At 64.0% G+C, this 25,506-nt stretch carries 24 protein-coding genes; 12 read left to right on the top strand and 12 right to left on the bottom strand.

The window, feature by feature from the left end; translation table 11 throughout:
• Position 1 precedes the first annotated feature (1 nt).
• Together M2341_RS11655 and bfr are read left to right on the top strand one after the other, a co-directional pair.
• Entirely contained in the window at positions 2–304 is a 303-nt protein-coding gene (locus tag M2341_RS11655; protein ID WP_319801053.1) for a (2Fe-2S)-binding protein, read from the top strand.
• A gap of 161 nt (positions 305–465) precedes the next feature.
• On the top strand, positions 466–945 hold the full coding sequence (bfr, locus tag M2341_RS11660) for a bacterioferritin (RefSeq protein ID WP_181560086.1): 480 nt from the start codon (positions 466–468) through the stop codon (positions 943–945).
• Between the two features lie 119 nt (positions 946–1,064).
• On the opposite strand, the gene M2341_RS11665 is transcribed toward bfr, so the two are convergent.
• From M2341_RS11665 to efp, 3 genes are read right to left on the bottom strand one after another with little or no spacing between them, the layout of a single operon-like run.
• Positions 1,065–1,889 carry an inositol monophosphatase family protein gene (locus tag M2341_RS11665; protein ID WP_264585345.1) on the bottom strand — a complete coding sequence of 275 codons (825 nt, stop codon included), beginning with the start codon at positions 1,887–1,889 and terminating at the stop codon, positions 1,065–1,067.
• 49 nt (positions 1,890–1,938) lie between these two features.
• Complete coding sequence (locus M2341_RS11670) at positions 1,939–2,301, bottom strand: hypothetical protein (RefSeq protein ID WP_181560088.1); 363 nt, start codon at positions 2,299–2,301, stop codon at positions 1,939–1,941.
• Entirely contained in the window at positions 2,301–2,864 is a 564-nt protein-coding gene (gene efp / locus M2341_RS11675) for an elongation factor P (protein WP_181560089.1), read from the bottom strand. The genes M2341_RS11670 and efp overlap by 1 nt, the downstream gene beginning before the upstream one ends.
• Before the next feature lie 199 nt (positions 2,865–3,063).
• Here efp and M2341_RS11680 point away from each other — a divergent pair, with 199 nt between their 5' ends.
• A complete protein-coding gene (locus M2341_RS11680; RefSeq protein WP_264578577.1) occupies positions 3,064–3,312 on the top strand; it encodes a YdcH family protein in 249 nt (82 codons plus the stop codon).
• A gap of 18 nt (positions 3,313–3,330) precedes the next feature.
• On the opposite strand, the gene xrtV is transcribed toward M2341_RS11680, so the two are convergent.
• The 3 genes from xrtV to M2341_RS11695 all read right to left on the bottom strand — a co-directional run bounded on the left by xrtV (position 3,331) and on the right by M2341_RS11695 (position 6,348).
• Entirely contained in the window at positions 3,331–4,263 is a 933-nt protein-coding gene (gene xrtV / locus M2341_RS11685) for an exosortase V (RefSeq protein ID WP_264585346.1), read from the bottom strand.
• 87 nt (positions 4,264–4,350) lie between these two features.
• Positions 4,351–5,190 carry a CmcJ/NvfI family oxidoreductase gene (locus M2341_RS11690; protein ID WP_264585347.1) on the bottom strand — a complete coding sequence of 280 codons (840 nt, stop codon included), beginning with the start codon at positions 5,188–5,190 and terminating at the stop codon, positions 4,351–4,353.
• Between the two features lie 150 nt (positions 5,191–5,340).
• Positions 5,341–6,348 (bottom strand): acyl-CoA thioesterase, encoded by a 1,008-nt coding sequence (locus tag M2341_RS11695; protein ID WP_264585348.1) that lies wholly within the window; start codon positions 6,346–6,348, stop codon positions 5,341–5,343.
• Here M2341_RS11695 and M2341_RS11700 point away from each other — a divergent pair.
• From M2341_RS11700 to M2341_RS11710, 3 genes are read left to right on the top strand one after another with little or no spacing between them, the layout of a single operon-like run.
• Positions 6,347–6,703: a DUF952 domain-containing protein gene (locus M2341_RS11700; RefSeq protein WP_264585349.1), complete on the top strand. Its 357-nt coding sequence runs from the start codon at positions 6,347–6,349 to the stop codon at positions 6,701–6,703. The two genes, M2341_RS11695 and M2341_RS11700, sit on opposite strands and share 2 nt — an antisense overlap.
• Positions 6,700–8,058 carry a methylenetetrahydrofolate--tRNA-(uracil(54)-C(5))-methyltransferase (FADH(2)-oxidizing) TrmFO gene (gene trmFO / locus M2341_RS11705; protein ID WP_264585350.1) on the top strand — a complete coding sequence of 453 codons (1,359 nt, stop codon included), beginning with the start codon at positions 6,700–6,702 and terminating at the stop codon, positions 8,056–8,058. Before M2341_RS11700 ends, trmFO begins: the two co-directional genes overlap by 4 nt.
• On the top strand, positions 8,055–8,624 hold the full coding sequence (locus M2341_RS11710) for a MarR family winged helix-turn-helix transcriptional regulator (RefSeq protein WP_264585351.1): 570 nt from the start codon (positions 8,055–8,057) through the stop codon (positions 8,622–8,624). The genes trmFO and M2341_RS11710 overlap by 4 nt, the downstream gene beginning before the upstream one ends.
• A 21-nt stretch (positions 8,625–8,645) precedes the next feature.
• On the opposite strand, the gene M2341_RS11715 is transcribed toward M2341_RS11710, so the two are convergent.
• Positions 8,646–10,232, bottom strand: a complete 1,587-nt coding sequence (locus M2341_RS11715) for an FAD-binding protein (protein ID WP_264585352.1) — start codon at positions 10,230–10,232, stop codon at positions 8,646–8,648.
• A gap of 164 nt (positions 10,233–10,396) precedes the next feature.
• On the opposite strand from M2341_RS11715, the gene M2341_RS11720 reads away from it, so the two are divergent.
• The 6 genes from M2341_RS11720 (at position 10,397) to M2341_RS11745 (ending at position 16,932) form a co-directional block, all read left to right on the top strand.
• The gene (locus M2341_RS11720; protein ID WP_264585353.1) at positions 10,397–10,690 is read left to right on the top strand and encodes a 2Fe-2S iron-sulfur cluster binding domain-containing protein; all 294 of its coding nucleotides are present in this window, start codon (positions 10,397–10,399) and stop codon (positions 10,688–10,690) included.
• Between the two features lie 157 nt (positions 10,691–10,847).
• Positions 10,848–11,951 (top strand): aromatic ring-hydroxylating dioxygenase subunit alpha, encoded by a 1,104-nt coding sequence (locus M2341_RS11725; RefSeq protein ID WP_264585354.1) that lies wholly within the window; start codon positions 10,848–10,850, stop codon positions 11,949–11,951.
• A 209-nt stretch (positions 11,952–12,160) separates the two neighbouring features.
• Positions 12,161–13,240 (top strand): TAXI family TRAP transporter solute-binding subunit, encoded by a 1,080-nt coding sequence (locus M2341_RS11730; protein WP_264585355.1) that lies wholly within the window; start codon positions 12,161–12,163, stop codon positions 13,238–13,240.
• A gap of 97 nt (positions 13,241–13,337) precedes the next feature.
• Complete coding sequence (locus M2341_RS11735; RefSeq protein ID WP_264570769.1) at positions 13,338–13,967, top strand: dipeptidyl peptidase 3; 630 nt, start codon at positions 13,338–13,340, stop codon at positions 13,965–13,967.
• A gap of 76 nt (positions 13,968–14,043) precedes the next feature.
• On the top strand, positions 14,044–15,432 hold the full coding sequence (locus M2341_RS11740; protein ID WP_264585356.1) for an MFS transporter: 1,389 nt from the start codon (positions 14,044–14,046) through the stop codon (positions 15,430–15,432).
• A gap of 12 nt (positions 15,433–15,444) precedes the next feature.
• Positions 15,445–16,932 (top strand): carboxylesterase/lipase family protein, encoded by a 1,488-nt coding sequence (locus M2341_RS11745; RefSeq protein WP_264585357.1) that lies wholly within the window; start codon positions 15,445–15,447, stop codon positions 16,930–16,932.
• Positions 16,933–16,964: 32 nt separating this feature from the next.
• Here the strand turns inward: M2341_RS11745 and M2341_RS11750 are convergent, their stop codons facing one another.
• The 5 genes from M2341_RS11750 to M2341_RS11770 form a co-directional block, all read right to left on the bottom strand.
• Positions 16,965–19,775 carry a M10 family metallopeptidase C-terminal domain-containing protein gene (locus M2341_RS11750; RefSeq protein ID WP_264585358.1) on the bottom strand — a complete coding sequence of 937 codons (2,811 nt, stop codon included), beginning with the start codon at positions 19,773–19,775 and terminating at the stop codon, positions 16,965–16,967.
• Between the two features lie 322 nt (positions 19,776–20,097).
• Positions 20,098–21,261 (bottom strand): alpha/beta fold hydrolase, encoded by a 1,164-nt coding sequence (locus M2341_RS11755; RefSeq protein WP_264585359.1) that lies wholly within the window; start codon positions 21,259–21,261, stop codon positions 20,098–20,100.
• A 6-nt stretch (positions 21,262–21,267) separates the two neighbouring features.
• On the bottom strand, positions 21,268–21,816 hold the full coding sequence (locus tag M2341_RS11760; RefSeq protein ID WP_264585360.1) for a hypothetical protein: 549 nt from the start codon (positions 21,814–21,816) through the stop codon (positions 21,268–21,270).
• Positions 21,817–21,889: 73 nt separating this feature from the next.
• The gene (locus M2341_RS11765; RefSeq protein WP_264585361.1) at positions 21,890–24,760 is read right to left on the bottom strand and encodes a TonB-dependent receptor domain-containing protein; all 2,871 of its coding nucleotides are present in this window, start codon (positions 24,758–24,760) and stop codon (positions 21,890–21,892) included.
• A gap of 84 nt (positions 24,761–24,844) precedes the next feature.
• Positions 24,845–25,474, bottom strand: a complete 630-nt coding sequence (locus M2341_RS11770) for a hypothetical protein (protein ID WP_264585362.1) — start codon at positions 25,472–25,474, stop codon at positions 24,845–24,847.
• Between the last annotated feature and the right edge of the window lie 32 nt (positions 25,475–25,506).

Raw genomic sequence — 25,506 nt, forward strand, 5'->3', positions numbered from 1 at the left:
GATGCCCAACCATTCGTCGCATTCGATCACGTCGGAGATTGCAAATGCCTCGCAACAACACTATCAACGAATCATGCTTGTCTGTATCTGTAATGCGATCACGGAACAGGAACTGCGCAGCGTTGCTCGCCAGGGTGTGACGTGTCCCGAAAGCGCCTACCGGGCGCTCGGCAAAACGCCGCAATGTCGCATCTGCCTCGATCATGCGGAAGACGTGATGGTGGAAGAGCAATCCTCCTGCCGGGCGCGCTGCAGCCGCAGCCTCAATGCGCCGAGCCAGACCGGCACCTGGGCAACGGCCTGAGCCGACCAGCCAAGCTCCATTCCTGACTATCATTGGCATTAGCGAAGAAGTGCACCGCTATTAAGAACCTATCGCACCCACGGTTGCGAGACGTTCTCGCGTGAATTATTGCCGCTTTGCTGCTAGTTCCGCTCCATCGACTGACGACATGGAGACAGAACATGAAGGGTGACGAAAAGGTCATCGAATTTCTCAATGGCGCGCTCAAGAACGAGCTGACGGCCATCAACCAGTATTTCCTCCACTACCGTCTTCTCGATCACTGGGGCATCTCGAAGCTCGCCAAGTTCGAGTATGAGGAATCGATCGACGAGATGAAGCACGCCGACAAGCTGGCGGAGCGCATCCTGTTTCTCGATGGCTTGCCCAACTTCCAGCTGCTCGGGCGCCTGCGCATCGGCAGCACGGTCGAGGAAGTGCTCAAGGCCGATCTCGATACCGAACTGGAAGCGATCCCGCTGCTGCGCGATGCCATCCAGCATTGCGAGAGCGTGCGCGATTATGTCAGCCGCGACCTGTTCCAGCATATCCTCGACAGCGAGGAAGACCATGTCGACAAGCTGGAGACGCAGTTCGAGATGATCGAGCGCATGGGCCTGGCCAATTATATCCAGCTGAACAGCGAGGCTGTCGAAGGCTGACGCACCGCTCAGACGCAAAAAGGGCGCCCCTGCTGGCCGAATGGCGAGCAGCGGGCGCCCTTTTTTTGTTGGCCGGTAAACGGCGGCAGCGATAGTCGCCGGCGCCGCACCGATCCGCCTCACATGTTGCGCAGCGCGCCTGCAAGCAGCTTGTGGAGCTTGCTGTGCAGCACGTCATTGGCCGCCAGCACCTGGCGCCGCTCGACAGGCTCGGCGCCGCCCCGGAAATCGGTGACGAAGCCGCCGGCCTCGCGGACCAGGAGAATGCCGGCCTGCACATCCCATGCCGACAGGCCGCTCTCCCAGAAGCCATCATAGCGCCCGGAGGCCACCCAGGCGAGGTCGAGCGCAGCGGAGCCATAGCGGCGGATACCCGCGACGGACGGCGCAATGGCGCCGAAAATGCGGCTCCACTCGGTAAAGTCGCCATGGCCGATGAACGGAATGCCGGTGGCAATCAGTGCCTCGGTCAGATCGCGACGCGCCGAGACGCGCAAGCGCTGGTCATGCCGCCAGGCGCCACGGGATTTCTCCGCCCAATAGCTCTCGTCCGTGATCGGCTGATAGATCATGCCGGTGGTCACTTCGCCCCAGCCCTGCCCGGAGCGATGCGGCTCCTGGACGGCGATGGAAATGGCGAAATGCGGGATGCCGTGGAGGAAGTTGGTGGTGCCATCGAGCGGATCGATCACCCAGCGCGGCTTCATGTGATCGCCGGCGATCTCGCCGCCTTCCTCGAGCAGGAAGCCCCAGTCCGGCCGCGCCTTGCTCAGCTCGGCGACCAGCGTGTCCTCCGCCTTCTTGTCGGCGACGGTCACGAAGTCGGCAGGCCCCTTACGGCTGACCTGAAGATGCTGAACCTCGCCGAAGTCGCGCCGCAGTTGCGGAGCCACTTTGCGGGCCGCGCGCTCGATGACCGTCAGCAGGCCGGAATGGGATACCATGTCAATCTGTCTCCTCCGGCGCGGAAGAGCGGCCGGTCAGGGAATGAAATCACTTCTTGGGCGGTGCGACCATCTCGGGCCGCAAACCGCAAACGGCCGCCATGGCGCTGAGCACCTGGGTCGGATTTTTGCGGTCCAGCTTCTTCTCGGTCATCAGCTTGTCGGTATTCTCGCTGATCTTGCTGAACGGATTCCCGTAGGCGCAGGTGAAGAGAATGCTCTTCACCGGCTGCGGAATCTTGTCGGACTGCAGACCGCTGACCATGATGCGGAAATTCTCCGCCGCGTGCTGAAGCTGGGCTTCGCTGGGCTGCCCCGCAGGCCTGGCCGGCTTGGCCTGCGCCAGCAGCGGCGCGGACCAGGCAAGGGACAGGGCCAGCGCGGACCCGGCGACGAGGCGGAGGGCGCGCATCAGTCGGCCCGCTTCACATATTCGCGCTCGTAGACATCGACGATGATCCGGGTGCCGGTGGTGATGTGCGGCGGCACCATCACGCGCACGCCATTGTCGAGAATCGCTGGCTTGTAGCTCGCCGATGCGGTCTGCCCCTTCACCACGGCGTCCGCCTCGACGACGGTCGCCTCGACCGTCTCGGGCAGTTGCACGCTGATCGGGCGCTCTTCATACATTTCGAGCATGACCATCATACCGTCCTGCAGGAACGCTGCGGCATCACCCACGAGATCGTTGGGCAGGTTGATCTGCTCATAGGTCTCAGTGTCCATGAAGACGAGCATGTCGCCCTCGGCATAGAGATACTGGAAATCCTTGGTGTCGAGGCGGATGCGCTCGACCGTCTCGGCAGAGCGGAAGCGCACATTGTTCTTGCGCCCGTCGATCAGGTTCTTCAGCTCCACCTGCATATAGGCGCCGCCCTTGCCGGGCTGGGTGTGCTGGATCTTCACGGCGCGCCACAGGCCGCCTTCATATTCGATATTGTTGCCGGGACGAATATCCACGCCGCTGATCTTCATGGGTCGCGCCTGTCTATTTCAAGGATGGAAAGAGCCGGTGCGCCCTCTAGCCGTGTTGACGCGCAACGGCAAGGGGCGCGGGCAATCCCGCCGCCCATGCGCCAGGGGTGGGCGATGAATTGATCTTGCGCAAGGCGCGCTATCATTCCGCCCGGCACGATCGGATCATTGCCAGCCGGATAAGACCCAGGAGAGCAACATGACCCTTGATACCCGCGAAACGCTCGACGACCTGTTCCCGCATGACCATGAGGTGCTTCACGCCCTGAAGCTCCACAACGCGCATTTCCGCACGCTTGCCGAGCGCCACCACCTGCTCACGCGCCAGATCTACCGGATCGAAACCGACATCGAGCCGGCCTGCGACGAGCATCTGGAGGACCTAAAAAAGGAGAGGCTGGCGATCCTGGACGACATGTCCACTCTGATCGCCCAGCAGCGCAGCTGAGGCACGCCGCGCCCGGCCTTAAGGCTGGGCGGGCTCAGCCGCTGGCTTCGCGACGGGGTCGCTTTTGCTGCCCTTCAGGCGCGGGAACAGCAGCCCGAAGAGATGATCGATCGCGAAGATGGTGATCAGCGCGGTCATGAACATGGTCAGCCCGGCGAAATCATGCAGGAAGCCCTGCGCCGCTGCCTCGCCGCCGTGATAGGTCAGCAGCACAAGCAGCACGATCCGGACGAAATTGGCGAACACGGCGACCGGCACGATCGCCACGATCATCAGCAGCGCATAGCGCACATTCGCGTGGTGACGCAGATAGACGTAGAATAGCGAGATGGCGGAGAGCGAGATGAGCGAGTTGAGGCCCGCGCAGGCCTCCGCGACAAGCAGCTGATACTGGCCCACCTGAATGGTAACGCCCGACGAGGCGACCGGATAACCGACCAGATACAGGAAGCCGACGGCGGATTCGGACAGCATGATCTTGAGCGGATTGGTGACCATGGCCACCAGCGTCTCAGGCGGCGGCAGCACGAACAGCAGGTAGATGAGCGGGAACCAGAGCCGCTTGAGCGCCTCCCAGCCGATGGCGCTGAACAGCGCCGCAACGACCAGGCCATACATGAGAAAGCCCTCTGTCTCGACAATGTTGCTGACCCGCGAGACGAAGTAGAGCGGCAGGAGAATCGCGAAGGCGATGGCAATCGGAAGTCCTGGCGCCGGGCGCGCGACGACCGCGGCGTTCTGCCATTCCCGCCACAGCAGCCACAGGCCGGTGGCCAGCACGATGGGACCATGCGCGCCCTGCTCCGTCGACCAGCTTTCCCTTGCCACGAGCAACAGCGTCGGAACGAGCACCGCGAGAATACCCGCCCCCAGAACAGGGTTGGCCATCAACCAGTTCAGCAGCTCGAAACGGGTTTTCTTTTCGGTAATCACAGGTGCATTCGTCGCCATTGGAACTCTCAGCTCTTTGACCTGCGCCTAACCCGAACAAGGTTAAGAGCTGATGATGATACGGTCAGCCATCGGGATAATTTTGGTTTACGGTAATTTACCTTTACCGCGATCTCCGCCCTCTCGCCAATAGGCAATGGCGCGCGCCTCGACGCTGATGCGCGGCGGCGCCTCGTCATCGCACAGCGGATCATCGAACGCGACGTGCGGCACGCAGCGCGCGACGCCTGCGCGGCTGTCATGCGTCTTGAAGATGATCGCCTCGTCCGTCGTCATATCGGGAAACCATAGCCAGCGATGTGCCGGGTCGTGCGCGACGACATAGCCCTCGAAGCTCCAGTCGCCCGAGGGACTGTCGAAAATTGCATCCGCCAGCAGCAGTTCTTCCCCGGTGACCGACCGCGCATCGCAGATCGCCAGCGGCACATCCTGCGGGGCGGGCGAAAGCACGCGCCAGACATTATAGTGCGCGGCGCGGGCAATGCCCTCCCCGGCCGGCTGACGCTGCGCCGAAAAACCGCGCGCCGTCGCGTCGCTGACATCGACATGGGCGAAGCGCGCGGGATGGCTGTTATCGCTGCTGCCGGCCTTGCCGGAGCGTTCCGAAAAGCGCAGGATCGGCGGCCCGGTGACGATCACCACATCCGCCCCCGTCTCGCGCAGCAGCAGCGCTTCGATCTCCTTGGCATAGGCCGGGAAATTGGTTTTGTCGGCAAAGTCGGTGACCGCCGTGGGCGCCTCAACCAGCGCTACGCCGGCAGTGTCGAGACCGAGCACCTCATGCCGTCCATCGCTGGCGGCCATGCCGTGCTCCTCGATCACCACCGTGTCCCGGCTGTGATCGTTCGCATAATAACGCGGCCGTTCGTCGGTGCGCGCGACATAGTTGATCGTCACAGATGGCCGATCAGCCCGAATTCTGGTCATCCACTCCTCCGTTCCGCCCGGGGTGTGCCTTCGTCGGGCCCGGATCAATGCTGCTTTCGTGCGATGAACTTTGCCGTCAGCGCGGCTCGAACGCAACGGATGTCCTGATGGCATGGAATATTGGGGGCCGACAGTCCCAAGGGACGCGCGTCACTCGGGGTCGCGGAAGCGGATCAGCCCTTCCTGCGCCACGCTGGCCACCAGGCGACCGTCCCGCGCGTAAAAATGCCCGCGCGCGAAGCCCCGTCCATGCCCCGCCCAGGGACTGTCCGTGACGTAAAGCAGCCAGTCGCCGCACTCCACATCGTCGTGGAACCAGACGCTGTGATCGATGCTGGCACTGGCCACGCCGGGGCTACCGATGTGCAGGCCGTGCGGCCGGTAGGCCGTCGCAAGCAACAGCATGTCGCTCATGAACCCCAGCATCGCCCGCTGCATGGGCTGCTCAAGGCCGAGCGGCCCCTCCCCCACGCGCATCCAGCACAGCTGCGGCGCGGCATCGTGCGTCTTGATGATGCCGGATTGGATATCTCCCACCGGACGGAAGCGCACCGGGCTGTTGCGCCCGGCGATCCAGCGCAGCACCGGGCCGGCCGGGAGTTCATGCTGCTCGATGAGATCGCCGAGATCCTTGAGATCATCGGGGTCCGGCACCGGCGGCATGTCGCTCTGGTGCGCCGGGCCACGTTCGGCCTTATGGAAGGACGCGATCATGTTGAAGATCGGCTTCTCCTGCTGCCAGGCCACGATGCGCCGGTTCGAGAAGGCGCGGCCATCCATGTCCGCATCAACCTGATAGTCGATGGGGTAGTCCTCACTGCCCGGTCGCATGAAATAGCAGTGCAGCGAATGCACGGGCCGGTCCGCCGCCACCGTCTTGGCCGCGGCCGCCAGCGCCTGGCCGACCACCTGCCCGCCATAGACGCGCCCTGCTCCGCCGGGCTTGCGATGGCCGAGGAAATGCCCGGGCTCTCCTGCCGGCTCGACATCGAGCAGGCGAATAAGCCCTGCGGTGAGCATGGACATGGGCGTGGCGTCGCTCGACATGAAGAGCATATCCCGTTCTGTTTCAATCGATTCACCGATTGGAATGCCCGTGTTTCCCGCCTCAAGGCAAGCGCTGGACGGCGCCCCGCCCATGCCGTAGCGTCGTTTCATGACAGAACTCTTCGCCTTCAAGCTGTTGCGCCCCGAGGAATGGTCGGCATGGCGCGACTCAGGTGTTTTTACCGGCGCGCCGGTCGATCTGGCCGATGGCTACATCCACCTTTCCGCCCGCGAACAGGTGCGGGAAACGGCAGCCAAATGGTTTGCCGATATCGATCCGGCCATCCTCGTCATGGTCGATCTGCCGCCGCTGGGCGACACCGTGCGCTGGGAAGTTTCGCGCGGCGGCGCTCTGTTCCCGCACGTCTATGGGCCGATCCCGATGAGCGCGGTTGCCGGTCACAGCAAGCTGCGGCTAGGGGCGGACGGGAAACATGCATTCCCGGCAGGATTTGAAGGACCATGACCCATCAGGTGCACATCATCGGCGGCGGCCTCGCCGGCAGCGAGGCGGCCTGGCAGCTCGCCCAGGCCGGCGTGCGCGTGCGCCTCTCCGAGATGCGGGGCAGCGGAGAGCAGACGCCCGCTCACGAATCCGATGCGCTGGCCGAGATGGTCTGCTCCAACAGCTTCCGTTCCGACGATGCCAACAGCAATGCCGTCGGCCTGCTCCATCAGGAAATGCGCGCGCTCGGCTCGCTCATCATGGCGCAGGCGGACAAGTGCAAGCTGCCAGCGGGCTCCGCGCTGGCGGTGGACCGGGACATTTTCGCGCAGGGCGTAACCGCTGCCATCGAAGCGCATCCGCTGATCGAGCTGGTGCGCGAGCGCGTTGATGGCATTCCGGCGGAGGGCCCGACGATCATCGCCACCGGCCCGCTCACCGCCGCGCCGCTGGCCGAGGCAATCGCGCGGACGACCGGCAAGGACCAACTCGCCTTCTTCGACGCGATCGCGCCCATCGTCCATGGCGACAGCATCGACATGTCGATCGCGTGGAAAGCGAGCCGCTGGGACAAGGGTTCGCCCGACGGCGACGGCAAGGATTATATCAACTGCCCGATGGACAAGGATCAGTACGACGCCTTCGTCCAGGGTCTGCTCGATGGTCCCAAGACCGAGTTCAAGCAGTGGGAGAAGGACACGCCTTACTTCGATGGCTGCATGCCTATCGAGGTGATGGCCGAGCGCGGGCGGGAGACGCTGCGCCACGGGCCGATGAAGCCAGTCGGTCTCGACAATCCCCGTACTGGCCGCTGGCCCTATGCCGTCGTGCAGCTGCGGCAGGACAATGCGCTAGGCACACTGTGGAACATGGTCGGCTTCCAGACGAAACTCAAATATGAGGCGCAAGTCGCTCTGTTCAGGACGATTCCCGCGCTTGAGAACGCACAGTTCGCGCGGCTGGGCGGGCTGCATCGCAACACCTTCATCAAGAGCCCGGACCTGCTGGACGATCGCCTGCGCCTGCGTGCCATGCCGCATGTCCGCTTCGCCGGGCAGATCACCGGCTGCGAAGGCTATGTGGAAAGCGCCGCTGTCGGCCTGCTCGCTGGCCTGTTCTGCGCGGCGGACTTGGGCGGACGGGACATGTCCCTCCCCCCACCGCAGACCGCGCTGGGCGCCCTGCTCGGCCACATCACCGGCGGCGCCGATGCGGAGAGCTACCAGCCTATGAACGTCAACTTCGGCCTCTTCCCGCCCATCGAGGACGAGAGCGTGCGCAAGAAGCAACGCAAACAGGCCTACACCGACCGGGCGCGAGAAGCGCTGGCGGGGTGGAAGGCCGGCCTCCATGCCGATGCAATGCCGGTAATGTGACAAAAGACGGCGCGACTGCAGCCTTAGGCCTCGCGCACCTGCGCGCGGAGAGTGAGGCGCATCGGCTGGATGCGGCAGTGGATGCGCTTGTCGGGGAGTGGCAGGCCGTCATTCCGGCGCTGGATGCCGATGTGCGGGCGATTGCGGCGCGGGTCGCGCGGATCGATGATCGGTTGCGCGCGGAGACGGCCGCGGTGCTCAAGGCGTCGGGGCTATCCGATAATGAGTTTCGTCTGCTGGCGGGCCTGATGCGCATCGGCGCGCCGTATCGCGCGGCGCCGACCGACCTCGCCGGGCGCTATGTGCCGGTGACCTCGGGCGGGTTGACCGGGCTGGCGCGGCGGCTGGAGCAGCGCGGCCTGATCCGCCGCGTCTCACATGCCAGCGACCAGCGCTCGCTGCTCATCGAACTCACGCCCGACGGCATCGCGCTGGCCGGGCGGACCATGACCGCCTTTACGGCGACGGAACAGCACCTGATGGGTAGCCTTTCGCTGGCAGACCGGCAGCGCTGCAACGCGATCCTGCGCAAGCTGCTCCACTCGATCGAGGCCGCGCTGCCCTGAACGTGGGCGGCGCGGCGCCGGTCAGGCGTCGGCGAGTTCGACCACCGGGATGGCATCGACGGCCACCGCGCCATCGCCTGCATTCGCGAGACGGACATGACGCACCCAGGCGGTATCTTCCTGCGGGAAATCGGTGCGCCCATGGCCGCTGCGCGTCTCCTCGCGGGCGAGCTTGGCCGTCGCCACCAGTTCGGCGGTGAGCGCGAGATTGCGCAGTTCCTCGGCGGCGACCAGATCGGACTGATCGATATCGGTCGCAGCGATGCGCTGGATCTCCTGAAATTTGGCGATGGCATCGGTCAACTGGGTGCGGTTGGAGACCACGCCGACCTGCGCCCACATGATCTCGCGCACCCTCTCGAACAGGGCGACAGGATCCTGCGCGCCCGTGCTGCGCGCCAGCCGCGCGACCTCGGCCTCCACCGCAGCGGGATCGAGCGCGGGCAAGTCAGTCGTCTTCGCCCGCTGGGCCGCGCTCTGCCCGGCGATTCGGCCGAAGGTCTGCGTCTCCAGGAAGCCGCAGCCCTGCATCCGGTCGCCGCCATGAATGCCCCCGGACGCCTCGCCCGCTGCATAGAGGCCCGGCACCGCCGTCGCAGCGGTCACATCGATGCGCGCGCCGCCCATCAGGCGCTGGAACATGAGGGTGATCTCCACGATCTGCCCGCCTTCATAATTGCCGACCGGCGCGCGCGAGCGAGCGACCTGCCCGTCCTCGACATGCCAGACGACCGGCCCGCGCCCCTCGAAATTCTCGGTATAGACGGCGCGTGCCATCATGTAGCGCGGGGCGCATTCCATATTCTCGGGATCATATTTCTCCATGATCCGTTCGCCGAGCGCATTCACATAGGCGGCGCCGTAGATCGGCCCGGCGGGCGGCGAATCGCGGAATTGAACAAACTCCATGTCGATCAGCGGTGCACCGGCATGGAACGCCAGACTGTAGGAATCGCCCGTGGTGCGGCTGCCATGCTCGACCACTTCGTCGCAGAGCTTCGTGTAGAGCCGGTTCACCCCGCCCGAGGCGAGCACGACGGCCTTGGCGCGGATGATGAAATGCTCGCCATCCGGGCCGACCGCATATGCCCCCACGACGGCGCCATCGCTGAGCAGCAGGCGCGTGATCATGGTTCCTTCTTGCAGCGTCACGCCGGCATCGATCAGGCCGGTGCGCATGGGCGCGATGACATTGGCGTGCTTGCCCTTGCCCAGGCCCTGCGCCTGCAAGGTCCGGCGCACCGAATGGCCAGCGCGGCGAGAGATGAACCAGCTTCCATCGGCATTGCGGATGAAGGGCACGCCGCGCTTTTCCATATCCTCGGCCAGAAAGCGACCATGCTCTGCGCATCGCGCCACAAGATCGCGGTCGCAAATGCCGCCGCTGGCCTTCGCCCAATCCTCGACGAACAACGCGGAGCTATCCGCCTCATCCAGCAGCGGCACGCTGAAGCCAACCAGCGCGTGCGGGCTGGAGCCGCTATCGCCGACCGTGCCCTTGTCCACCAGCATCACGGCCACGCCCGCCGCTGCGGCCTCCAGCGCCGCGCGCGTCGCCGCGGAGCCGCCGCCGATCACCAGAACATCCGTCACCATTTCGCGGGCCACTGCGCATCTCCTAAAACCATCATGGGGGCACCGAGCGCAGCAATGGCGCGCGCAGTGAGTTGCCTGAGGGTATTTTCGCCCTTGCTGCCTGTCAATATATCTTAGCACTAAGATATTTCTGGCGTATGACGAGCGGATGGAAAGCATGATAAAGACTGCCGGTCGTGACTGAGAAACAACCCCTCCCCGATGGCACCATCATCGTCGAACTGGCCCGCTCCGGCCTGGAACTCACCGTGGCGCCGGGCCAGTCGATCCTTGAGGCGGTGCGCGAGGCCGGCGTTCCGGCCAGCTCAAGCTGCGAGCAGGGCACCTGTGGCGCCTGCGCAACGGAAGTGCTCGCCGGGACGCCCGAGCATTTCGACGCGGTGCTGACACTGCAGGAGAAGCGCGAGGGCAAGATGATGATGATCTGCTGCTCCGGCGCGCTGACCGAGCGGCTGGTGCTGGACCTTTGATGAGTGACCAACCGGGCGACTTGCCGGATGACAGCGGATAACTCGTATGGTATACATAATCGTCTACCAATGATTCAGGAGAGGTTTGCTGCGTCCACCTCCTGGTCCTGTTGCGGGAGCCCCGGCTGCCGCGATTAAAATATTGATGGAGTGGTGAGTGCTCTCGATCCTGAAAAACACCTGGTACGCCGCAGCCTATTCCCATGAACTCGGCGAAGGCACGCTGGCCCGCACGCTGATCGACCAGAAGGCCGTGCTGTTCCGCGACAGCCATGGCGAGGCGGCCATGATCCTCAATCGCTGCCCGCACCGCTTTGCGCCGCTCTCCGCCGGCCGGATCATCGATGACACGCTGGAATGCCCCTATCACGGGCTGCGCTTCAACCGGGATGGCGAATGCGTGCTCAATCCGCACAGCAAGACCAAGGCCGGCCTGCCCGCTGCGAACATTCGCGCCTGGCCGCTGCTGGAGCGCTACGGCATCATCTGGTTCTGGCCCGGCGACCCCGCAAAGGCGGACCCGGCGCTGCTGCCGGTCATCGATTTCCTCGAACAGCCCGATGACTATGCCGTGGTGCGCGGGCTGTTGCACGTGAAGGGTCATTACGAGCTGGTGGTCGATAATCTGCTCGACCTCAGTCACGCCGCCTTTATCCACCCGCAGTTCAGCGGGGGCAATTACACGCCCGAGCAATTGCTCGCCGCCACCACGCAGCGGCTGGAGCGTGGCGATCGCTGGATCACCAATCATCGCATCCGCAGCGGCCTTGGCCCCTCCTCGGCGCATGTCGGCCTGTTCGGCATGGACCCCAAGGTTGTCGTGGAGACCGACACCACCATGACCTGGCATCCGCCGGCGATGCTGGACTTCAAGCTCGGCAGTTGGGAGGTCGGACAGCCGCGCGAGAGCGGCGCGCATATCCCGCAGCTCCACATCATCACGCCGGAGACCGAGTTCACCTCCCACTATTTCTTCGTCAACGGCCGCAATCGCCGTCGCGATGAGCCGGAGGTCGACCAAGCCCTGCTCGATTTCTTCGATATGGCTTTCCGCCAGCAGGACGAGCCGATGATCGAGATGGTTCAGGAGAATATGGGCGCGGTCAGCGACATCAACGAGTTGAACCCGATCCTGCTTGCGACGGATACGGCGCCGGTTTCCGCGCGCCGCATGTTGGCCGATCTCATCGCCCGCGAACGCGCCGAGGAGGCCTCCGCCTCCCTGGATGGTCCGCGCGCACCCGCGGAGATGGCGCACTGAAGCTCTCGCGCGCCCACAGGTCAAATATTAGAAAGGCGCACGACCACATGGCATTGACGACGCCAGATTAGTATACTATTTTTTATATTGTTTGCTGCCTAACCGAAGCTTCCCACAGAAGAAAGCGGGGTTGGACCAGCCGCTGCCTGTCCTGCGAGTCTCGCGACACACTGGATCGGGCGCCTGAGGGGAGACGGTCTTCAATGCGCATGCTGCTATCTGCAATCGCCCTGGCCCTGGCCGGCCTCACGCTCGGCATGCCGGCGCGCGCCGCAGAGCCGGAAAAGATCGTCGACTCAAGCTGGACCGATGTCGGCAAGACCGGTTACGCCACCAAGCGTCTCGTCCTCGCCTCCGCCTGCCCGGAAGCCTGCCCCTGGGGCGAACTGGGCGAATTCGTGCGCGATGCGATGGCGCCGGAGGGCTATGAGATCATCCTCTGCCGCAATTGCAACCGCACCGAAGGGCCGCGTCTGGTGGGCAAGGCCGCCCTGCCCCCGCCGCTGAAGGAAGGCGATGTGCGCCACGGCACGACCCAGCGAATCAACGCCCCCATCGACTTTGGCATCACCGAGGCATCGATGATGACCTGGGCTTACCGCGGCCAATATATCTACGCCAAGGACGGTCCCTATCCCGCCCTGCGCCTCATCGCGCGGGTCGAGGACCCGACCTATCTGCTGGTCGCGGTCAAGCCGGACCTCGGCATCAAGAGCCTCGCCGAAATCCGCGCCCGCAAGCTGCCGGTGCGCATTCTCACCGATGGCCAGCCGAGCGAGGCGCCCGTGCTCGCTTATTACGGCCTCGACAAGGCCAGCGTGGAGAGCTGGGGTGGCTCGATCCAGAGCCCGCATGACGTGACGGCGGAGACCCCGTTCGATGTGGTTATCTCCAGTCTTGCCAGCCCGGCGAACAATCCTGAATCCTCTTTCTGGACGACGCTGACCGTCGCGCACAAACTCCACTTCCTCGATCTGCCGGACGATCTGCTCGACAAGATGGTCAAGGAGGCCGACATGGTCCGCACCACCGCCCGCTGGGGCGTGCTGCGCGGCGTGGATCGTGCGATCAAGACGATCGGTCGCTCCGGCGAAGTCGTGTTCGGTCGCGCCGATATGCCGGATGACATTGCCTATGCCGCCGCACGCGGCATCGATCGGGCACGCGGTGAGCTCAAATGGTTCGTGCGGCCCTATTCCATCGATCCGCGCACGGTCGGCGACGGCAAGGGGGTTCCGCTGCATCCCGGCGCCGCGCGCTATTATCGGGAGATGGGCTACATCGACTGAGCGGGCGGCTCGCAAGCCCCGGACATGACCCGCGTATGACACCACCAACGACACAGGTCGAACGACCCCAAGGCGCTCGCCAGCAGAAAGAAGCATCATGACCTCGTCACCCAAGCCGCTGACCACTGGCTTCATCGTTCCGGCCGCGCTGAGCGGCGCCATCGGCCTCTATCTGGCATTCGGCAAGTTCGACACGTTCATGTTCTTCGGCTTCCCGATCCTTGCCGGCATCGTAGGCGCGCTGATCCTGCGGCGGCTGGACCCGAAGCGCACGACGGCGGACCATGTGACGGATGCGATGCGCATCTATTTCGGCCTGCATCTCATCTGGTCGTCCTCGCGCTACTGGCTCACCGACATGCAGCCGGTCGTGCCCCACCCCATCGGCGGACCGTTCATCCAGTCGCTGCTCGATATGGGCCTCTTCCCGGGCATCAAGGCCATGGAGGGCCTTGTCGGCATCGTGTTGCTGACCAACCGGTTCGTGCCGCTAATGCTGGTGCTGCAGGTGCCGACCAGCTTCACGATCTTCTACCTCAACGCCATCGTCGTCGGCCTGCCGCGCCAGCTCATCACAGGACCGCTGGAGATCGGCGTGAACTGCGCGCTGCTGCTGGCCTATTTCCGCTATTACCAGCCTTTCCTGACCGCGCGCGCCTACGCCGCGCCACCGCGCTTCATGGGCGAGAGCGCCCTCGACACGCAGGAGCCGCCCCGCCCCCTTTGAAACCATCCGCCGTGAGCGCGCGACACCAGAATCGCCCCCGGCCACAGACCAACGCCTGACACGGAGAGAGAGCAGCATGGCATCCTTCACCCCAGCAGCCGGCACGGCACTGCCAGCCGAGCCCAGCGGCGCGGCGTCAGCTGTGGTATCGCATGATCTGGGCACGGCCATCGACAATGCGGCGTGGAGCCCGTTCCAGAAGCTGCTGCTCGGCTGTTTCGCGCTGGTCTTCGCGGTCGACGGGCTGGCCAACCAGTCTCTCGGCATCGTGCTGCCGGCCCTGATCGCGGACTGGGGCATTCCCCGTGGGGCGTTCGCGCCGGTGACGGCCGCCAATCTGGCCGGCGTCGCATTGGGCTCGATCATCGGCGGGATCATGGGCGACCGGATCGGCCGCCGCTGGGCCTTGATCGTTGCCATCCTCCTGTTCGGCCTGATGACTGTGGCAGGTGGCTTCACGCATGACGCCACGCAGTTGCTGCTCGTGCGCTTCCTCGATGGCCTTGGCATCGGCGCGGCGATCCCCAATGGCGCCGCGCTCATCTCTGAATTCACGCCGGAAAAGCGCCGGGGCCGCGCCATTGCCATCGGCATGGTGTTCATTCCCATTGGCGGCATCATCGCCGGCGGGCTCGGCGCCTCGGTGCTGGAGATGTTCGGATGGCGGACCCTGTTCTTCGTCGCAGGCGCCCTGCCAATCCTGCTGGCCCTCGCCTTCATCGTCTTCCTGCCGGAATCGCCCAGCTTCCTGCTGCGCGCCGGCCGGCATGAAGATCTGGCGCGGCTGCTCAAGCGCTGCCGTATCTCGCATGACCCGGCCCATCGCTTCGATGCACAGCCGCCAGCCAGCACGGTCATCGCGCCGCTGCGCCTGCTGCTCTCGCCGGCGCTGCGCCACCAGACCCTGCTGCTCTGGGGCGGTTTTTTCACCTGTCTGATGGCCTCCTACACCATCTTCAGCTGGGTCCCGACGATGCTGAGCACGCTGGGGTTCGATCTCACCATGACCAGCCTCGGCATCACCACCTTCCATATGGGCGGCGTGGTCGGCGCGCTGTTCAGCGGCATCCTGCTCGATCGCACCGGGTTCAGCCGCGCACATATGGGCCTGGCCGGCGCCGCTGCCCTGCTCGCGGGCGTTCTCGCCGTGCTGCTCGGCAGTGATGTGGTCTCGGCGCTCATCATCCTGCCCGTGATGGTCGCGCTCGGCTTCTGCATGGCTGGGCTTCACAACACGCTCTACACGCTGGCCGCCACGGCCTACCCAACGGCCGCGCGGGCGACCGGCGTAGGCGTCGCCTCCGCCACCGGGCGGCTGGGCGCGGTACTCAGCTCGTTCACCGGCGTCATTTCGCTCGACCTGGGCGGCTCCTTTGCCTTCTTCGCCGTCGTCGCCGTGCTGCTCGCTCTATGCGGTCTGGCCGGATTTGCCGCCCGCGCCCGCCCCTCGGCCAGTGCGGCCTGAATGGAGATTCCCATGAAGACGATCCCTCTGCTGCGCCGTAGCGCGCTTGCCGCACTCCTCCTCGCCGGCACTGCCGAGCCCCTGGCCGCCGACCCCGGCGCCGGGCCGCAGGTGACCATCCGTCAGGGCGCGCTGAAAGGCGCCGAGGCGGACGGCGTGCGCAAATTCCTCAATATCCCGTTCGGCGCATCGACCGCCGGCGAGCGGCGCTGGAAAGCGCCGGTCGCGGCCCCCGGTTGGAGCGGCCTGCGCGATGCAACCCAGTTCGGCCCGATCTGCCCGCAATGGCGCCCGCCGGTCGACCAGCGGCCGATGAGCGAGGACTGCCTTTCCGTAAATGTCTGGACGCCAGCCGAACACAAAGGCCCGCTCCCGGTGATGGTGTGGATCTACGGCGGCGGCTTCCTGGGCGGCTCCAACCGCGAGCCGGCTTATGACGGCACGGCGCTCGCGAAAATGGGTGTGGTGCTGGTGACCCTCAATTACCGCGTCGGCCCGCTCGGCTTCATGGCACATCCGGGTCTTACCGCCGAAGCGCCTTACAAGGCATCGGGCAATTACGGCATTCTCGACCAGATCGAGGGGCTGAAATGGGTGCGCGACAATATCGCGGCCTTTGGCGGCGATCCGGGCAACGTCACCGTGTTCGGCGAATCCGCCGGCAGCACCGCGATCAGCATCCTGCAGGCTTCGCCCCTGGCCAAGGGATTGTTCCACCGCGCGATCGGCGAGAGCACGTCCCAGTTCGATCCCGATGGTGGCCTCGTCGGCCGCAAGGACATGCGCGAGGCGGAGGCTTATGGCGCGGACTTTGGCCGCAAGCTCGGCGGCGAAACAGTCGCGCAGCTCCGCGCGCTGCCGATGGACGCCTTCACCAAGGAACTGGCCTTCTTCTGGCCCACCGAGCGTGACGGCTATGTGCTGCCGGACATCGTCTACAACATCTTCGCGGCGGGCAAGCAGAACGACGTGCCCACGCTGGTCGGCTCCAACTCCATGGAGGGATCAAACATCCGCAAGGATTGGGTGCAGCGGTCGGACACGAATGGCGCGGCTTACGACCGGATTTACGGGGCATCCAAGGACCAATTGGGCCAATCTTCGACCGATGCGGTCCAATGGCAGATGCGCAGCTGGGCCAAGCTTCAAGCCAAGACCGGTAAGTCGGGCGCGTGGCTCTACTGGTTCGATCAGCCCTGGCCCGGCAAGCCGGAAATGGGCGCCTTCCATTCAGCGGAGATCGTCTATGTCTTCCGCAACCTGCAGGTCGAGGATCAACCGTGGACGCCTGAGGATCACATGCTCTCCGACCTCGTCTCACATTATTGGGTGAACTTCGCGCGCACCGGCAATCCGAACGGCCCCGGCCTGCCGGAATGGCCGCGCTATGACGATGCCCAGCCCAAGCTGATGCGCCTCTCCCCGCAGCCGGCCGTCATCGGCACCCCGCGCGCAGAAGCGCAGGCCTTCCTCGACAGCTATTTCGATGCGCGACGCTAGCGATCCGCGTCCGGCGGCGGCGCCGGATCGGGTCAGAGGACCGCAAAAGATGTGGCTGTGATCGACTGCGGCTTGCTGAGCAGGATCGCGAAATCGATCAGCTCGTTTGCTTCGTCACGGTAACTGAGCGTTCCGCTGCCGGTATCGTAAATGACGAACAGGTCGGGATCCGCAGACTGGGTTGAATAACCGAAGTGACCGCTCAGATCGCTGAGGTTGCTGAGTCGGTCAAAAATGCTCTTGTCGAGCGCGATGACGTCACCCGCGCTGACAGAAAAGTCGCTAATTCGGTCGACATTGCTCGGCCCCAGCGCGGTGTTGAAGATGAACTGATCGGCTGCGCCGCCCCCGGTCAGCAGGTTAGAGACATGGTTGCCGATGATCGTGTCGCGGCCTCCCCCGCCGATCGCGTTTTCGATCACGGCCCCCGCCGCGATTGTATATCCTCCGGATATCGCAAGATTCCGCGATACATAAAGTGTGGGGTCGACGCCGGCCGTGAGCGGATAGGCATTGAGGTTGATGACGCAGTTGAGCGAACTGCCCGCATTGCTGATCGTGTCCACGCCCCCCGCATCCCAGATGCATGCCCAGCCCGTACCCGACTTGCTGGCGGTGGGCAGCGTGTAGACGTCGTTACCGGTTCGGTATGAGAGATTGGCGCCATAGATCGCCTGTATCGCAGCAACATCGAAGACCATCGGCGTCTTCGACAAGCCCCATGCGTAACTGTTTGGCGGCGCCTTCACATCCCAGCCGAAATTGTAGGCCATGATAGTCCAGATGCCCTGATTCAGGTCCAGCGTCCCGAGCGCATAGGCATCATTGGCCGCGACACCCGGAAATTGGGTCTGCCTGACGCCGTTGATCGTATCCGTAAAGGGGTGACCCAGACCAAGGGCATGGCCAAGTTCATGCGCCAGCGTGTCGAACGCGAGGCCGCCTTCGCTCAGATTCTGCCAATAGGATATTTCATAGTTGAAGCGGCCGACCTGAGTGGCATTGTATCCGCCGAAGGGAATGGTGAAGTCGGCCAGAATTCCAGGCTCGGTCCAGGTCGAAGCGGGCGATTTTTCGAGAGCGATATTCGCGCCGCCCGCCGCTTCGCCATAGTCGTCCGTCTCCTGAAAGTCCAAATTCGCGATATTCTCATAAAGAGCCAATGCCGATCGCACGGCGCTCTTCTCACTTTCCGACCAGACCGAAGCGCCCGAGCCGGCGGAGAAAGAATAAGTGATGATGCCACCGGACCAGCCGGCCTCGCCGATAATCAGAGCGTCGACATACTCACTGCCATAGCCGGAGGCCGCCACATCGTTGGTCGTGTAGGCTTGTGCATTGATCTGCAGCGGAACGGTGGTGCTTGAAAGATTACCCGCGTCATCGCTGACGGTGGCCGTAAATGCCTCCGCCCCGATGCCGAACAACACGATGTCCGCGTGCGTGAGATTCAGGGACCATGCCCCGGCGGCATCCACCGTCACCACCCGCTGTTCAGAGGCTCCGAAGGTGACGACGACCTTGCTGCCGGCTGTGCCTGTTCCGTGCAGACTGGTCGCGCCCTGCTGAAGGACAGAAGCGCCAGCCACCGGACTTGTTACGAGGTTGATGATCGCCCCCGTCGACGGGTTGATCGAACTCGCGATCGGAACGAGAAAGCCCGATATCACGGGCGCCACCGGCGGCGTGGTATCGATGGTCAGGACAGTCTCATTGTGCCCGGCTTCGGACAGGTTCCCTGCCGCATCGCGCTGCCGGACCTGAACCTGCTCGGCCGCATAGGTTCCCGCAGCAAGGCTGAAGGCCTCCCCCTCGCCCTTGAGCCAGGTCTGTCCGCCGTCGATACTGTATGTCCAGGATGCTCCCGCCTCCAGAAGCGTGACCAGAATATGGCCGTCATTGGTCAGGCCGTCGGTCTGGGATGTCCCGTTATCGTTGGCCAGCGATAGCCGGGGCGCAACGGGTGCGACCAGATCGACGAACACGCTCGGATCGAAGCCGGCGAGATCCGCTAGAGCGACGTTGGCATCCGCCTTCACCCCTTGGCCGGCCACCTGCGAATGCACAGCCCCATCGGCGAACACGAGCAGATCGTTGAGCGTGCCGCCGCTCGATGCCACAACGACCGTCTCGACGTGCTCGCCCACCGTGCGGGTGAGCGTCAGGCGGGCGCCAATGAGGGTCTTGGTGTAGTCGGCCCACTGTCCCCGGAAGTAAACCACATCCACGCCGCCGCCGAGCGAGGCAGCGTCGATCGTGGTTCCCTCGGCGACGTACACCCTATCGACACCGGCACTGCCGAGGATCTGGAACGCGACGCCCGGCTTCGAAGCGGCGACCGTCTCACCCGCAGGGTCGAAGCACACGATCTTCACTATGGCGTCCAGAACGGCACCGGGCGCAGCCGCGCCTTGAGGGGCTAGTGAGGTTTCGCTGGTCGGCACTGGAACCGCCGTTCCGTCTGCAACATGCGTGTAGAGGGCGTTCACGCTCACGCTGCCATCTGAAAACACCAGCACATCGGGTGCGGTCGTCGCGTTGGCGCCTGCCACATGGACGGTCTCCACTTTACCGTCCACCGTGCGCGTCAGGATCAGAGTCGCGTTATTGCGACTCAGCGTGTGATCGGAGAGCTGACCTTCGACATAAATGCGGTCCGCTCCGCCTCCTGTATTCAGAACATAGCTCGCCCCGGGGCGGAGAAAAACAGCATCGATCAATGAGGAGCCGAGAAACTGGATGTCCTGACCATCCAACGCCAATCCACCATATGTCACAATGAAGTCGATAAACGCGAGGCCATCGCCTCCGCTCTTCATCATGATGTATTTAGAGGTCGTCATTGAAATCCAGGTCGGTTAAGATCGTTATATTAAATTAACAATCGTTAATTAAAATGTTTGATTTATACTTTGGCTTCAGCCCTCTCTGACGCACAAAATTCCGCAAAATTGCAGAGACAGTCATTTACATACATTGACTTTACATGTCAGGAAATAGACCATTATTTCCGTCGCCCTTTTCAATAAGTGCAATCCACCGCCACGCTAAGGGTGGGTTGCGGCGCTTTCGGAAAGCGGCAGGAAGCTGATTAGCGGGGTGTCATCGTCAGATCGGCGAACCAAGCTGCCGCGATGGGCTCCAGCACCGGCGACCCAGCTTGTTCTACAGGTCGCGCTCCGCCAGCCAGCGGGCAATGAAATCGGCGATCAGATGATTGTTGGTCTCGGTCGGGAAGCCATGGGTGTTGCCCACGAAGCCATGCGCGTCGAGCGGGACGAGATCGACCGAGACGCCCGCCTTCTCCAGAAACTGCGCGGTGCAGTGATCGTAACCGGCATGATAGGATGCGCCGCCGACCAGCACGATCACCGGCACCTGCGCCAGATTGACCAGCCGCGGCATTTTGCCCGCCACCGTCCAGCAGCCCACCTTGTGGCCATCCTCCGGCGGCAGTTGGGTGAGCGGCCCGAAGTCGCGCAGTTCCGTGACCGGCGGATCGAAGCGCAGACCGGCATAAGTGATGCCGAAGGGCCGCGCGACCGGATCGCCCGGCGCGCCCATGGGCGGGGCGTTGTAAAAAGGCGGGCCGTTTGGTTCGGCGGCGACGATGGCTTTCACAAGACGGGGGCGTGCATCTGCGATCTGCCAGCCTGTCGTCCCCGCCCGCGAGTGGGTGACGAGAATGGCGGGGCCGATCCTGTCCAGCAGCGCGGCGCCCGCCTCCCGGTCCAGCCGGTCGACATGAACGCTGACCGCCAGCGCATCGCCGGGCGCGCCGAAGGGCACCTCGATGGTGGATTGGCGCGCGCTCCGCATATAGGCGGCGGCGGGATCGTCCGGCGCATTCGTGCCGGGCAGATGCGCCGGCTTGCTGGTCGGCGGAGGCGGTGCCGCCTGCCCTTCCCGCGCGGGAAGTCCGGCGGGAGGCATCAGCTTGCGCCCGTCGACCGCCTCATAATGCGGTGAGCGGCCGAGCGTCGGGCGATCGACCACATAGACGGCATAGCCCTTGCGGAGGAACAGCGTCGCCCAGCCCTCGCGGCCGTCGGGCGTACTCCAGAAGCTCGCCCCGCTGGACGCCCCACCATGAAAGAACACCAAGGGATAGGGATGCGTCTGCTGCGCCGGGATCTGATATTCGACGTACATGGCGCCGGCGATCACCGGCCCGTCCGGCGTCTGCGCCTCATGCCCGCCGACGAAGAAATTGCCCTGCCGCGCAATGACGAGCGGCTGCGTTGCAGCGGCGCTCTGCTGTGCGGACGCAACAGAAAGCGGCAGAGCCGCCAGCAGACAGGCGAGCAGTGGCAGGCGGATAGACGTCATACCCGCTTAGCGCCGAAGATAGACAGTGAGGTAGGTGATGCCGATGGCCGCGGCTATGCCCATAAGCGCGGCGAGGCCGTGCCGCGCGGGCACCATGCGCGAGCCCTGCGCAGCGGTTGAACCGCCGGGCGGACCTGCGCTCCACGCCAGCATCGGACGATAGCGATGGAGATAACCGAACGACATGACCGCGTTCAGCCCAATAATGACCGCCGCCACACCCATGCCGAACGGGCGGCCATGCGATGCCGTGACAAAGGCAATCATTAACGTAATCGGCCAGGCGGCGACCACCGCCAGCGCCGCGAACAGATCGAGCAATAGGACCAGACCGATGGTGACTTCCAGCGCCTTGACCAGCGCCATCACCCCGGATTCTGCCAGTGCGGGCACGAGACCCGGCCCGGGCTGGATCGACCGGTCCAGATAGAATTCCAGCCAGTAGTTCAGCCCGTGGAACAGGAACCAGCCGCCATAGAGAAACTGGCAGGCATAGACGACACTGCCGAAGGTCGTGCGTTCGCCGGTCGGCGAAGCGACTGTGCTAGGTGCCATGGCGGATCGCCTCCGGTGCAACTGACGGACCGGACGAAGCCCTTGGGCTTCGTCCGGGCGCCCCCCTCAGCCGTTAGAACTTCTTCGAGAGCTGGAACGAGATGTACCGGCCCATCGAGCTGGAATAGCTGGAGTCGAACCGGATCGGCGTGGCGCCGCCAGCATTCACCACCAGCGGCGGATCGGCATCGAACACGTTGAGCACGTTCAGCGATGCCGCCAGACCATTGGTGATCATCGATCCGGTTTCGCCGAAATTGTAACGCAGGCTGAGGTCCACCGTCGTGATCGGATCGATGTTCTGATACTGATCGGGCACGGCTGCCGGCAGGAAGTCACGCGTGATCGTGCGCGAATTCACATAGTTGAGGAACACGGTGCCGGAGAAGCCGCCGATGTCCACGCCCGCTTCAACCTTGCCGGTGAAGCGCGCCGGATAGCCGAAGTGGTTCACCTCATCCTTGAGCGCAACGCCGGGAACCGGCGAGGTCTTGTAGTGGAGGACATAATTGGCCCGGGCGCCGAAGCGGAAATCGATGCCATTGCCATAGAGTGTATAGTCGAGCGAGACGTCGAAGCCGTCCGTTTCCACCACGCCGCTGTTATTGCGGCGCGCATCGACAATGGCGATGACCGTCGTCGGGTCGACCAAGCCCAGCACCGGCAATTGCGGATCGGCCGTGATCTGGTTCCAATACGCGACATATTGGGCCAGCGTCTGGTTGGTCTTGCTCGGGAAGTAGACCGGGTTGAACACGATGAAATCGTCATAGGCGCCCGAGTTCAGCACCGCGCCAATCGGCGCGTTGTAGGCGGCCGTGTCGACCTTATCCTTGTAGACGATATTGTAGTAGGTCAGGCTGAAGTTGAAGCCCTTGGCCAGTTCCGGCGTCAGGTCCATGCCCAGCGACCAGGTCGTGGCCGTCTCCGGCTTCAGGTCCGGATTGCCGCCAATCGGATAGACATATTGGAACGAGCCCGCAGCGGGCGACAGGCCCACGGCCGAGCCGCTGCCGGTGCGCGGCAGGAAGCCGGCGGTGGCATATTTGTTGACGTCCACGAGCGAAGGCGCACGGAACGACGTGCCATAGCTGCCGCGGAACTGGATGCCGGATGCCGGGGCGTACGTCACACCAAAGCGCGGATTGGTCGTCGAGCCAACGTCGCTATAGCGATCATAGCGGACGGCGGCGTTGAACTCGAGCTTCTCAAGACCCGGCCGGGCATTATCCGGACCGAACAGCGGCACATAGGCTTCTGCATAGACGGAACGCACGTCGCGCTCGTTAGAGGTCGGCACACCCGCGAAGGTATCGACATTCGCAGTGCGCGTGTTGGAGAGCTGACCGTTGCCGAACAGATAGTCGAAGCGGATCTCGCCACCGACCGAGACGCGCACGTCACCGCCCGGCAGGCGGAAGAGTGAGCCGCCGATATTGGCCGAGCCGCCATAGCTGCGATTGAACACTTCAAGTTCCGTCTGCGCGCGGAAGAGCGCGAGAGTCGCCTCGGAATTACAATCGAACTGCTGCCCGTCGCAGAACGGGTTGAAGAACGGCACGCTCGCCGGCTTGGTGGTGCCGGCGACGGTAGCGCCGAGCGCCCGGTTAAGGCCGTTGGTATTGAGCTGGTTGGTCGCCAGGCTGTAGCCTTTGTTCTCGCTGTAATAAGCGGTGACGTTGGCGTTCCAGCTGTTGCTCAGCTTCATTTCCAGCCCGCCCGAAAGCGACCATATCTGCTCATAGCCTGTGATCGTTTGCGGCCCCAGGTCCTCAAGGAAGCTGTAGGGCACGCTCAGCGTCCCGTTGGCCGGGCAATTGAGCGTGGCACTATCGTCCACCTTGCCGGCCGCGCACGGGCTGAACGGGTTGGTGCTCGGCACCGAGAGCGTCGCCGTCGAGGCAATGCCGCGGTTGGTAAGTTCACGCCGCGAGAAGAGGCCATCGGCCACGAACGTCACGTTATCGTCAAAATCCTGGCGGAAGGTGCCGACCACCGTATGCCGCTTTCCGGAAGGAATGGCATCGGCGCCGATCCATGCATTCTCGCGATTGGGCGTCGCCGTCAGCTTGCCCAGCGTCACGTTCGTGCCATTCTGCCCGGCGGGAATACCATAGAAGCTCGACCCGAACTGAACGTTGCCTGGATTGGTGAGCACCGGGTTGGGCGCGCCGCCATAAGGCGAGAGGTCGCTGTTATACAGGTTCGGCCGGTCCGCAGCTTCCAGCGCGGTGCGGTTCTGATACTCGTAGGCGAGGAAGAAGCCGCCGCTGGACCAGCGCCGCCCGAAGGCGACCGAGCCGATATACTCCTCGACGGAGTCGGCAAAACCGGCGCGGGCCTGCACCTCGAACACATTGTCCGGCCGGCGCATGATGAAGTTGACGACACCGCCGACCGCATCCGACCCGTAAATGGCCGAGCCGCCGTCCGCGACCACTTCGATGCGCTCCAGCGCGATGGCGGGGATGTTATCGGCATCGAAGAGCTGGCCATTGGCGCCCTGCGGGGCGACACGGTGGCCGTTCACCAGGCTGAGCGTCGAGGCCGTGCCCAAACCGCGCAGGTTGATCGACTTCGCGGCGAAGGAATTGAGCGAGGTGTTCTGGATGATCGATCCGCCCTGCTGCTCGTTATTGCCGCCGAAGTTGACGATCTGGGGGAGCTTGCGCAGGGCATCGTTGGTGGTGCTGACGCCGAGCTTCTCGATCTCCTCGCGACCGACGGGGATGACCGGCGAACCGACCGGGGCAACACCCTTGATGCGCGTGCCGGTCACGATGATCGCGGCATCTGCGGCATCCGTGGAACTGCCCTGCTGCGGCGATGCATCCTGCTGCGCCATGGCGGGCGCTGCGCCGAGCGCCGCCAACACCAGAGCCGAAGCGGAGACCGCCAGTTTCAGACCCGTCCGTTCGCGGACAGAAAAATTCCGTGCCTTCATCTCATCTCCCTCCCCTTGCTCCCAATCATGGCCGGGATGCCTGAGCGACTGGCACCTCGCCAGACCGCCGAATTCATCGGTATATTAAATGTTATTTGATTTTGTATAACTATATTGGGCCTTGTCGTCAAGGCGATCCTCGCGTTCCCAAGGCGGCGCGGCGCGCGGCTTTACGCGCAGCATCGGGCGGTAATGCTGGAAATAGGCGAGCATCAGCAGCACGTTTACGCCCAATTCGGTCGGCCCGGTGAGCAGGCCACTAAGCCGCGCAGTGATGAAGGTGTTGAGATAGAACACCGTCATGCTCGTCGGCACTTCCAGCACGAGGGCCAGCGGAACGAAACGGTTGCTCAGCAGCATTACGCCGACAATGCCCTCCAGCACCTTGACCGCCGGGAAAATGCCGGTCGCAAAGAGCGAGGCAAGGAACGGCCCCGCAATCGGATGCATGGGCGCCCCGGAGGGTTGCATGTCCGTGAACCAGAAGCGCAGGCACGACCAGAGCAGATGCCCGCCAAAATAGATGCGCATCACATCGGTCGCCTGATCGATCGTCCGCCAGTCGGAATGGCGGCGCGTGTTCGCCCAGGCCACCGCAACACCGGCCACCATCGGCAGGCCGAAGAAGATGAAGGAATCAAAGCTCAGCAGATTGAACGAGAAGCCCGCGATACAGATCAGTATCGCCGCGACGATCTTTGCCTGGTGCCCCATCGATGCATCCCCTCCAGCGCAGGATCAGGCGG

It is taken from the genome of Sphingobium sp. B7D2B (assembly GCF_025961895.1).
GTDB lineage: Bacteria > Pseudomonadota > Alphaproteobacteria > Sphingomonadales > Sphingomonadaceae > Sphingobium.